A 9,399-nucleotide genomic window follows, 5' to 3' on the forward strand; every position below is an offset into this window, starting at 1 on the left:
GGCAGCAGGTCTTCGACGATGTAGCGACACGAGCCGAACATTGCCTTCGACGCGACGACATGGTCGCCGGCGCGTAGCGGCGCCAGGATCGCGGCGGTGACCGCCGCCATGCCGGTTGCAGTGGCGCGCGCCGCTTCGGCGCCCTCGAACTCCGCCATCCGTTGTTCGAAGCTGAACACGGTGGGGTTGGAGAACCGCGAATATTGGAAGCCGGCGTCGTCGCCGGTGAAGCGCGCCTCACACTGCTCGGCGCTGTCGTAGACGAAGCCTTGCGTCAGAAACAACGCCTCGGAGGTCTCGCCGAACTGCGAGCGCAAGCTGCCGGAATGCACCAGCCGGGTCTCGCGGCGGAAATGAGAGGTGGCAGGGACGGGAATGGTCGGTTTGGTCTCGGACATGTGGTCTCCAGCGCGCCCACATCGGGCGATGCGGGCACAAAAAACCGGCCTGGGGATCAACCCTCGGGCCGGGACCACAACGTCCCCGGCCTGTTTAGCGACTTGTTTAACGTGGCTGCAAGCCGGCCGGCTCAAATCACCACGGGATAAGTCGGGCTCTTAATCCTCCGTACTCTTCCCGTCAAGCCGGGCTTCGGCTAGCGATTGAGGCTCGTATCTGAGTTTCCCGGAGGGCATGGCTTGCGCTCCGAAGGACCGACATCGTGCCGTTCACCCTGCCGCCAGACGCCAATGGAATTCTGCCCGACCGCATGATCGCGGCGATGACGGAATCGGGCCTGATCCTGCCGGAATACCCGTTCGTCGAAAGCCAGATCCAGCCGGCCAGTCTCGATCTGCGGCTCGGGCCGATCGCCTATCGGGTCCGCGCCAGCTTCCTGCCGGGGCCGGACTGCACCGTCGCCGAGCGGATCGACGAGCTGAAGCTGCACGAGATCGATCTGTCGGACGGCGCGGTGCTGGAGACCAACTGCGTTTACATCGTGCCGCTGCTCGAAAGCCTGGCGCTGCCGCGCCACATCGTGGCGGCCGCCAATCCGAAAAGCTCGACCGGTCGGCTCGACGTGTTCACCCGCGTGATCGCCGACGGCACCCGCCGCTTCGACATGATCGGCGCCGGCTATCACGGCCCGCTCTATGCCGAGATCAGCCCGAAGACCTTCCCGGTGCTGCTGCGCGAAGGCTCGCGGCTGTCTCAAGTTCGCTTCCGCGTCGGCCAGGCCACGCTGGAGCAGGACGAGCTCGATGCGCTGCACGACGCCGAGCGGCTGGTCGATGCCGACGATGCCGATCTCACCGGCGGCGTCGCGCTCAGTGTCGATCTGTCGGGCGAGAACTCCGACGGCTTCGTCGGCTATCGCGCCAAGCGCCACACCGGCGTGGTCGATATCGACCGCCGCGGCGGCTATCCGGCCGGCGAATTCTGGGAGCCGATCGCGGCCCGCCCCGACGGCACGCTGATCCTCGATCCCGGCGAGTTCTACATTCTGGCGTCGAAGGAGGCGGTTCAGGTGCCGCCGGACTACGCGGCCGAGATGGTGCCGTTCGATCCTTTGGTCGGCGAATTCCGCGTGCATTACGCCGGCTTTTTCGATCCCGGCTTCGGCTACGAAGGCGCCGGCGGCTCGGGCGCCCGTGCGGTGCTGGAAGTGCGCTCGCGCGAAGTGCCGTTCATTCTCGAGCACGGGCAGATCGTCGGCCGCCTGATCTACGAAAAGATGCTGTCGCGCCCCGACGCGCTCTACGGCCAGCGCATTGGCTCCAACTACCAGGCCCAGGGCCTGAAGCTGAGCAAGCATTTCAAGGCGTAGTGACAAAGCTCCCTAGCGTAGCGCGATACCGCTAGCTGAGTTGCCCTATACCGCAGGACAAGTGGTCGTTCTGTCAGAGGGTTGGCCGGGCCAGTGTACATTCCATAGGATTGAAGTCCCGAGTAGTTCGATATCCACTAACAGATAGCCGTTGGTGTCCTGCGTGGCTGCGGCAGTCTATTTCCTGCGCTCCCAAAAAGCCGTATAGCTGATTTGCTTTGCATATCTTCTAGTAACAAGGCTTTCGGCAATAGTTCGCAAAGAGCTTCGGAGATAGATATGATCGACCACATTCTATTGCAAAGATCCGTTCGTCGACCACATTCAGACGTTCCTTGTCTCGGCAGCGAGGTGGAATATCGCGCGGAAGAAGGTCTTTGGTATGCAAGTTCGGAAGTCAGTAAGTATTTTCGTCCTCCCATGACCAAGAAATTCGACATTGAGAGTGGAGAGGACATGAAAGGTGAATGAGCCTTAGTCGTTCCTTCCATTTTTAGTCTGTTCGCGCGCTACCAGCATCTAGAGCGGGGCTTGATGAGATGGTCGATCATGTTCTCCTGAGTAAGTCGGTCCGACGGCCGCATGCTAGGACTCATTATATTCCAGAGGCCGCCGAATATGATGCGAGCACCGGCTTATGGATGTCAAAGAAGGGTGAAATGCTGGCTGTGCGGCCGCCGCAAACGAAGAAAGAAGATGTCGAGACGGGCGAGGATGTAAAAGGAGAGTGAGTACACAGATTTTAATACTCTCGAGTATTTACGATTTCGCAGTCGATTTTGTCGTCAGGCAACTGAGGGCGCGGGGCGTCCGCTATATTCGATTGAATCGCGAGCAATTTCAGGACCTGAGATTGAGTTTCGACCCTGTGGCCCCTGCAATGAAGGTGACGGGACTGGGAATCGATGCGATCGTTGAATGCGATCTAAATGCCGTTTGGTTTCGAAGCCCTGTTTTTCTTCGTAACACCCCTGGGGAGGCGCTCGGTCTCGCACAGCAGCTTGCGCGATCTCAATGGGCTGCATTCCTCCGGAGTATGATGATCTTTGGAGACGCAAGATGGATGAATCATCCTGCTGCGGTTTACAAGGCAGAATGTAAGCCCTTGCAGCTCCAGGTGGCCGATCGTTGCGGATTTTCCGTGCCGAGCACGGTGGTTGGAAATAGTGTGTCTGAGATTCAGCTTCGGTTTCCGGACGACGTTGTAATCAAATCGATAGATACTGTCTATTTGCGCGATGGCGCAGACGCCCTATTCGCTTACACGAATGTGCTCTCCATCTCGGATCTAACCGATGAGAATCTTTCTGCTGCGCCGGTCATTGCCCAGAAGTTCGTAAGCCCGAAGAAGGACGTGCGTGTTACTGTAGTAGGCGATCGGTTTTTTGCTTATGAAATTCTGGTGGATGGAAAAGCTGCTCTGGGAGACTGGAGGCTGCATAAGCGTGACCAACTCCAATATCGACAGATTGAGTTGGAGCCTGCCGTTGGGCGTCGATGTGTTGATCTGTGCTCGCGACTAAACCTTCCGTTCGGCGGCATTGACTTGATCAATTCGGAAGGACGCTTCGTTTTCGTAGAAATCAATCCGACTGGTGAGTGGGCATGGCTCCCTGGAGCCGATGCCTCCGTTAGTGAGGCGATAGCCGATTGGCTGTGTAGAGGTGCGTACCGTGATCAAGAGAGTTGCGGGTCGAGCTTTTCATGAGGTCTGTCCATTTGTCTCCTATTTGCGGTTGCGGCAGAGGATCGAAAAGCGGCTGCATTGGAACTCGTCGTCCTCGGCTGGCGAGGAGCGGGATGTGTTGATGAGCGCCGTTGCCGATTACAGAATGCTTTCGATAAAGGGTCTTGAGGACAGTCTTAAGAGCGAGCATGAGCGCGCTATTTCTCTCGATGAGAAGACCTTCAAGTACGCGGCTTCGATCGCAACGGCCCTGACGCTGACCTCTACCGGTGTGGCTGCTGCTTCGCAGTTTGTTTCAGAATTTCATCTCGCAGCGGTAGCTTTCATGGCGAGCATTCTGTCTGCGGTCTATGTGGTCTCAGGTGGTCTGCTTGGCTTTGGTGCGGCTCGCACATTAAGATCTTATGGGGTCGGTGTTCGACACCGTCTTGCTCTTCAAGATGCGCGTCAAGCAGGTCAAGCAAATTTGCTAGCAGAATGCGTGGCGTACCAAGAGCAGGTCAATCTAATCAGAGTGGCGCGAAATGAAGTCGCATTCATGTCGATACGGAACGGTCTTCTCCTTTTAATGGTCGCCATCGCAGTTTTGCAGTTCGGTCTTCTCCAGGCATCGCGAAGCAACGATGATGTGGGTCGCAAAATTTGGAAGGCAGAAGGCCAATGTAAGGAGATCACGTCGTAGTACCCTTAGGGTGGGCAAAGGCGCACGGCGCTGTGCCCCGCGGGGTGCTTTCAATCTGATCAAGCGCGATGATGGTGGGCATGCTTTGCTTTGCCCACCCCACGGTCTCCTCTACGGCCAGCGCATCGGCTCCAACTACCAGGCCCAGGGCCTGAAGCTGAGCAAGCATTTCAAGGCGTGAGTTCGATCACGACTGCTGACGGCCGAGGTCTCCACGCACGAGGGCGATGGCGGTTTCGGTCTGCTCCAGCTTTGCCGCTATCTCTTCTGCCGTCAGGTGCGCTTCCGTGGCAGGGTCGTCGGAAGGATAGCGAAACGCGGTCGCCCAGGGTGTGATCGACGACAGCTCCTCGAACAGCGGCCTCGCCCTGTCACCGGCCGGTACCAGATTGGTCAACGCAACGAGATCGTGCCCTCGGCCGCCGTGCCGCGGAAAAGCGATGCGAACAGCAATCAGCCGTGCCTTGATCGCCTTCTCGGCGGCTTGTTGAGCCAGATAGGCCGCTTGCGGCAATGAAGCTGGAGGAGTGAGCAAGCGGCGTGCCGCAATCACGTCACTCGTAGCCAAATCGAGCCAGAGCCCGGGATCGCTCGAGCTCATGGCGCCAATGAAAGCGCGGCTTTGTCGAAGACGACGCGGCCGTCTCGCTCGATCTGATGGCTGATGCTGCCGGGATCGGCCCGCGCCGCTTCGAAGCGGCTCCGACGCAGCGGCACGATTTGGATCGGAATGCCCAGATCCGAAACCTGCTGCCACAGAGAGATGGGCGTGAACGCTCCCGGCGCGACGTCGTCGCTCAGGATCACGCACAGGTCGTAATCACTATCGGGCGTGTGGTCTCCGCGAGCTCGGCTTCCGAACAGGATGATCGTCTCGACCGGCCCGATCATGGCCAGCCGGTTGACGGCCTCGCGCAAGCGAAGCGGTTCGTCGATGTCGAAAGCGACGCTCATCCCCGACTTATAGCACGAACGCCCCAAAAACCGCACCAGCGATCCAGTTGCCGCAATGCTGCGCGCGGGCGAGGAACGTTCAACGGGATGCAGACTGGTCACCCGCCGGTGTCACCCGCCAGATCGCGTTGCCGACGTCGTCGGCGACCAGCAGGGCGCCGCGGTTGTCCAGGGCGACGCCGACCGGGCGACCCTGCGCCTGTTCGTCAGCGTTGAGGAAGCCGGCCAGGACGTCGCGCGGTGGGCCGGACGGTTTGCCGCCTTCGAACGGGACGAAGATCACCTTATAGCCGGAGCGCGGCTTTCTGTTCCACGAGCCGTGCTGGCCGACGAACGCGCCGCCTTTCATCTGGTCCGGAAACAGGTCGCCGGTGTTGAAGGCGAGCCCGAGCGATGCGGTGTGGTTGCCCAGTGCGTAGTCCGGCACGATCGCCTTCGACACCAGATCCGGTCGCGGCGGCTTGACGCGGTCATCGACGTGCTGGCCGAAGTAGCTGTACGGCCAGCCGTAGAATCCGCCGTCCTTCACCGAAGTCATGTAATCGGGCACGAGGTCGCTGCCGATCTCGTCGCGCTCGTTGACGACGACCCACAATTCGCCGGTCTCGGGATGAAACGCCGGGCCGTTGGGGTTGCGCAGGCCGGACGCGAACAGCCGGGTCGCGCCGCTCTGCCGGTCGACTTCGATCACCGCGGCGCGGTTTTCCTCGACCGCCATGCCGTGTTCGGCGGCGTTGCTGTTGGAGCCGGAGGTCGCGTACAGCTTGCTGCCGTCCGGGCTGGCGACGAGATCCTTGGTCCAGTGATGATTGAGCGGGCCGGCCGGCAGATCGGCCAGCTTTTCGCCCGCTGCGGTGATCCGGGTGTCGCCCGGACTGTAGGGGAAGCGCATGATCCCGTCGGTATTGGCGACGTAGAACTCGTTGCCGACCAGGGCCATGCCGAACGGCGAATTGAGCCCTTCGAGGAAGGTGTTGCGCACCTCGGCGACGCCGTCGCCGTCGGCATCGCGCAGCAGCGTGATGCGGTTGGCGCTCGGCGTGCGGGCGCCGGCCTGCCCCATCACGTACTCGGCGATCCGGCGTTTCAGGCCCTTGCCCTCTTCGGGGCGCTCCGGCGCGTTGGTCTCGGCCACCAGCACGTCCCCGTTCGGCAGCACATGAATCGTCCGTGGGTGATCGAGTCCTTTTGCGAACGCCGTCACCGCCAATCCTTCCGCGGGCTTGGGTTTGGCGCCTTCCGGCCAGCCGACCGCCTCGGCGATGTTGACCGTGGGCAGCAGCGTGTTGGCCGGCTCCGGCAGCTTCGGCGAGGGGCCGAAATCCTCGCCCTGTGCCAGATTGGACTGATCGCCGCAGGCCGCGAGCGGCAGCACCAGGACGAGGCAGAGGGCGAGCCGGCTGGTCGGAAGCGATCGGCGCATCGACTATTCTCCGTTGGAGGAACTCAACAATGGCAATGTCGGAAGCGGGGTTGTGTTCAATTCCCACCCGTGAAAATCAGTGAGACGGCTGGTCGCAGGGCGGCCGCGGCGGAAGCCACGAACAAGAACGACAACGGGAAGAGAGCCTATGGGAGAAGCGTCCGAAGCCGGGCAGGCGGCGCCGTCGCGCGCGTGGCGCGGCGTTGCCGATCTATATCATGCGGTGTTCACCGGCCTGATCCTGACACTGGTTAGCCGCCGCGGCACGGCGGATGCCGCCGAATTCGTGTTCCGGGTGTTTCGTCGCCAGCAGCAGGAACGCTTCGTCGCCGGGCTCGCCAAGCTCGGCCTCGATCATCTGCCGCCGGCGGTGGCGGCGGCGCAGTATCACTATCTGTCGAACTGGATCGGCGGCGTGCACGTCGAATACATCTACGAGAACGATCGCAAGGCGTGGATCCGCTATCCGCCGCCGCGCTGGATCTGGCGCGGCACCGCGATCTGCGGCGTCCCAGGCGAGGTGTCGAAAGCGATGCTGCGCGGCTGGCATGCCAACAACGGCGTCGCGCTCGGCAATCTCAGGCTCGGCTTCGTCTGCACCAAGCAGAGCGTCGACGGCCAGGACGGATTGGAAGGCTACTACTACGAGGCCGATGACGTCCTCAAGCCGGATCAGCGGCTGCAATTCGCCCGCCACCTCGATGCGCCGCTGTTCGATCCGGCGGCGGCGCCGGCGCTGCCGGTCGAGAGCTGGCCGAAGCGGCGGCTGGAGAAAGCCCACCGTAACTACGCGATGGAATATGTTCGCACGGCGGCGCCGGTCGTGGTGCAATTATTCGGCCCGCTCGACGGCGGCCATCTGCTGCATCTCACCGGCAAGTTGATCGGGATGCAGTCCTATGACGATCTAGCGCCGACGCTCGGTGCGACCGGCCGCGACGCCGCCGGTTTCGCCGCCTTGCTGCGGGCGCTGCTCGCGGCGCAGGATGACGACGCCGGGCTGCGCGAGACCGGCGGCGGATACGAGCTGCGGCAGATCGGCTGGAAGCTGATGGATGGCGTCGCCGACGCCCACCCGGCCTGCGTTCGCGTGCTCCAAGGACTGGTCGAGGGCCTCGCTGCCGGCTGCGGCCGTCGCATCGCGGTCAGTCTGGCCGGCGATCACCACGCAGCGCCGCTGGTTTGGACGGTGCGCTGACCTTCCGGTCGGTGCGCTCCGATCTGCCCGCGGGCGGCCATGCGTGGCGCGGGCATCGCGTCCCTCTGGAACGGTGATAGAGACAGGGACGCTCGGCCGAGATCGGGCCTCGGGGGAAACGCATGTCCGATATCGCCGTGGCGGAGCTGCCGCCGGTCGCGCAAGGCGCACCGGCTCCGCCTGCCCCGTCACCGCCCCCTCCGAAGAATCCGCTGCTCGACGACGGCATCCTGCGCACGCTGCTGCGGCTGTCGTGGCCGAACGTGGTGGCGCTGACCGCCGGCACCTGCGTGGCGGTCGCCGAGACGTCCTATGTCGGACGGCTCGGCACCGAAGCGCTGGCCGCGATGGCGCTGGTGTTTCCGTTCGTGATCCTGACCATGACGATGTCGGGCGGCGCGATGGGGGGAGGCGTCGCCTCGGCGATCGCGCGGGCGCTCGGCTCCGGCGACGACGAGCGCGCAGCCGCGCTGGCGATGCACGCGCTGCTGATCGGGCTGTGCTTCGGTCTGATGTTCACGGTCGGCATGCTGATTTTCGGAGAGCGGGCGCTGGAACTGCTGGGCGGCCGCGGTGCGGTGCTCAGCCAGGCAGTCGGCTACACCCACATCTTCTTCGCCGGCGCGGTGGTGCCGTGGCTGATGAACACCTTCGCGGCGATCCTGCGCGGCACCGGCAACATGAAGCTGCCGTCGCTGATGATCCTCAGCTCGGCGATGCTGCAGATCGTGCTCGGCGGCGTGCTCGGCCTCGGCTTCGGGCCGATCCCGCGGTTCGGCATGCCGGGCGTCGCCGCCGGCACATTGGTGGCGTTTTCGATTGGTGCTGCGGTGATGGCCTGGGTGATCTTCTCCGGCCGCGCCGGGGTGACGCCGCGTCTGAAAGGACTGCGGATCGAACGTGGGATGTTCTTCGATATTCTCAAGGTGGGTGCAGTGTCGTGCTTCTCGCCGCTGCAGTCGGTGCTGACCATCACCATCTTCACCCACATGCTGGCGCATTTCGGCACCGCGGTGCTGGCCGGCTACGGCATAGGCGGGCGGCTCGAATTCATGCTCACCTCGATCGCTTTCGCAGTCGGCATCGCCTCGGTGCCGATGATCGGCATGGCGATCGGCGCCGGCCGGGTGAAGCGGGCGCGGCGGATCGCCTGGACGGCCGGACTGGTGTCGTTCCTGTTTGTCGGGGTGTTCGGCACCGGGATCGCGATCATGCCGCATCTGTGGGTCGACCTGTTCACCGACGATGCCGCGGTGCGGCTCGCCGGCGAGCAATATCTGCGCGCCGCGGGGCCGATGTACGCGTTCATCGGGCTAGCGATCTCGATGTATTTTTCGGCGCAGGGCGCCGCCAGGGTGCTGGGGCCGGTGCTGGCCCAGACCGGACGGCTACTGTTCGTTGTCGTCGGCGGCTGGCTGCTGATCGAGCACCACGGCAGCGTCGGCAGCTTCTATCTGCTCGCCGCCGGCTCGATGGTGCTGCTCGGGCTGACGTCGGCGCTCAGCGTGCTGGTGACGCGCTGGGGGCCGAAGCCGCCGGCCGTGCCGGTGGCGCGCTAGCTGTGAGCTTTCATTAGGTTGTCCATCCGGTCCGGACCGAGGATGCTGAGGTTGCGAAGCTTCAGTGTCCAAGGAGGGACCGGATGAACATTCACAAGAATGCCCGTTTGACGCCGATTGGTCGAGAG

The 9,399-nt window shown here is 62.9% G+C and carries 10 protein-coding genes, 1 pseudogene and 1 riboswitch; of the genes and pseudogenes, 7 read left to right on the forward strand and 4 right to left on the reverse strand.

Annotated features, from left to right (window positions below; genetic code table 11):
* A partial coding sequence (locus DU475_RS21625) for a PLP-dependent transferase (RefSeq protein ID WP_205524494.1) occupies positions 1 to 398 on the reverse strand: 398 nt, incomplete at its 3' end.
* Positions 399 to 471: 73 nt separating this feature from the next.
* A riboswitch (SAM riboswitch) is annotated at positions 472 to 551 on the reverse strand.
* A 110-nt stretch (positions 552 to 661) separates the two neighbouring features.
* Between DU475_RS21625 and DU475_RS21630 the strand changes: the two genes are divergently transcribed.
* The 5 genes and pseudogenes from DU475_RS21630 to DU475_RS24555 all read left to right on the forward strand — a co-directional run.
* Positions 662 to 1,768: a 2'-deoxycytidine 5'-triphosphate deaminase gene (locus DU475_RS21630; RefSeq protein ID WP_164633289.1), complete on the forward strand. Its 1,107-nt coding sequence runs from the start codon at positions 662 to 664 to the stop codon at positions 1,766 to 1,768.
* Between the two features lie 279 nt (positions 1,769 to 2,047).
* Positions 2,048 to 2,239, forward strand: a complete 192-nt coding sequence (locus DU475_RS21635; protein ID WP_164633290.1) for a hypothetical protein — start codon at positions 2,048 to 2,050, stop codon at positions 2,237 to 2,239.
* A 256-nt stretch (positions 2,240 to 2,495) separates the two neighbouring features.
* Positions 2,496 to 3,476, forward strand: a complete 981-nt coding sequence (locus tag DU475_RS21640; RefSeq protein WP_164633291.1) for an MvdC/MvdD family ATP grasp protein — start codon at positions 2,496 to 2,498, stop codon at positions 3,474 to 3,476.
* Entirely contained in the window at positions 3,442 to 4,137 is a 696-nt protein-coding gene (locus DU475_RS21645; protein WP_205524495.1) for a hypothetical protein, read from the forward strand. The genes DU475_RS21640 and DU475_RS21645 overlap by 35 nt, the downstream gene beginning before the upstream one ends.
* A 109-nt stretch (positions 4,138 to 4,246) precedes the next feature.
* Positions 4,247 to 4,318: pseudogene (locus DU475_RS24555) on the forward strand (hypothetical protein); the annotation flags it as partial.
* A 6-nt stretch (positions 4,319 to 4,324) separates the two neighbouring features.
* On the opposite strand, the gene DU475_RS21655 reads toward DU475_RS24555, so the two are convergent.
* From DU475_RS21655 to DU475_RS21665, 3 genes are all read right to left on the reverse strand, one after another.
* Positions 4,325 to 4,738, reverse strand: a complete 414-nt coding sequence (locus DU475_RS21655) for a HEPN domain-containing protein (RefSeq protein WP_164633293.1) — start codon at positions 4,736 to 4,738, stop codon at positions 4,325 to 4,327.
* On the reverse strand, positions 4,735 to 5,091 hold the full coding sequence (locus tag DU475_RS21660) for a nucleotidyltransferase domain-containing protein (RefSeq protein WP_164633294.1): 357 nt from the start codon (positions 5,089 to 5,091) through the stop codon (positions 4,735 to 4,737). The genes DU475_RS21655 and DU475_RS21660 overlap by 4 nt, the downstream gene beginning before the upstream one ends.
* 79 nt (positions 5,092 to 5,170) lie before the next feature.
* Positions 5,171 to 6,514 carry a PQQ-dependent sugar dehydrogenase gene (locus tag DU475_RS21665; RefSeq protein ID WP_164633295.1) on the reverse strand — a complete coding sequence of 448 codons (1,344 nt, stop codon included), beginning with the start codon at positions 6,512 to 6,514 and terminating at the stop codon, positions 5,171 to 5,173.
* Positions 6,515 to 6,662: 148 nt separating this feature from the next.
* On the opposite strand from DU475_RS21665, the gene DU475_RS21670 reads away from it, so the two are divergent.
* Both DU475_RS21670 and DU475_RS21675 read left to right on the forward strand, forming a co-directional pair.
* Positions 6,663 to 7,712, forward strand: a complete 1,050-nt coding sequence (locus DU475_RS21670) for a hypothetical protein (protein WP_164633296.1) — start codon at positions 6,663 to 6,665, stop codon at positions 7,710 to 7,712.
* A 122-nt stretch (positions 7,713 to 7,834) separates the two neighbouring features.
* Positions 7,835 to 9,271, forward strand: coding sequence for an MATE family efflux transporter (locus DU475_RS21675; RefSeq protein WP_142883690.1), 1,437 nt, complete (start codon positions 7,835 to 7,837; stop codon positions 9,269 to 9,271).
* Positions 9,272 to 9,399: the final 128 nt, after the last annotated feature.

The sequence above is a fragment of the Rhodopseudomonas sp. WA056 genome, assembly GCF_010906995.1.
Classification (GTDB): Bacteria; Pseudomonadota; Alphaproteobacteria; order Rhizobiales; family Xanthobacteraceae; genus Rhodopseudomonas; species Rhodopseudomonas palustris_G.

Bases quoted from the DNA above. Each gene is read 5' to 3' on its own strand.
- DU475_RS21635 (WP_164633290.1), top strand. From the start codon at position 2,048: ATGATCGACCACATTCTATTGCAAAGATCCGTTCGTCGACCACATTCA.
- DU475_RS21655 (WP_164633293.1), bottom strand. From the start codon at position 4,738: ATGAGCTCGAGCGATCCCGGGCTCTGGCTCGATTTGGCTACGAGTGAC.
- DU475_RS21660 (WP_164633294.1), bottom strand. From the start codon at position 5,091: ATGAGCGTCGCTTTCGACATCGACGAACCGCTTCGCTTGCGCGAGGCC.
- DU475_RS21665 (WP_164633295.1), bottom strand. From the start codon at position 6,514: ATGCGCCGATCGCTTCCGACCAGCCGGCTCGCCCTCTGCCTCGTCCTG.
- DU475_RS21670 (WP_164633296.1), top strand. From the start codon at position 6,663: ATGGGAGAAGCGTCCGAAGCCGGGCAGGCGGCGCCGTCGCGCGCGTGG.
- DU475_RS21675 (WP_142883690.1), top strand. From the start codon at position 7,835: ATGTCCGATATCGCCGTGGCGGAGCTGCCGCCGGTCGCGCAAGGCGCA.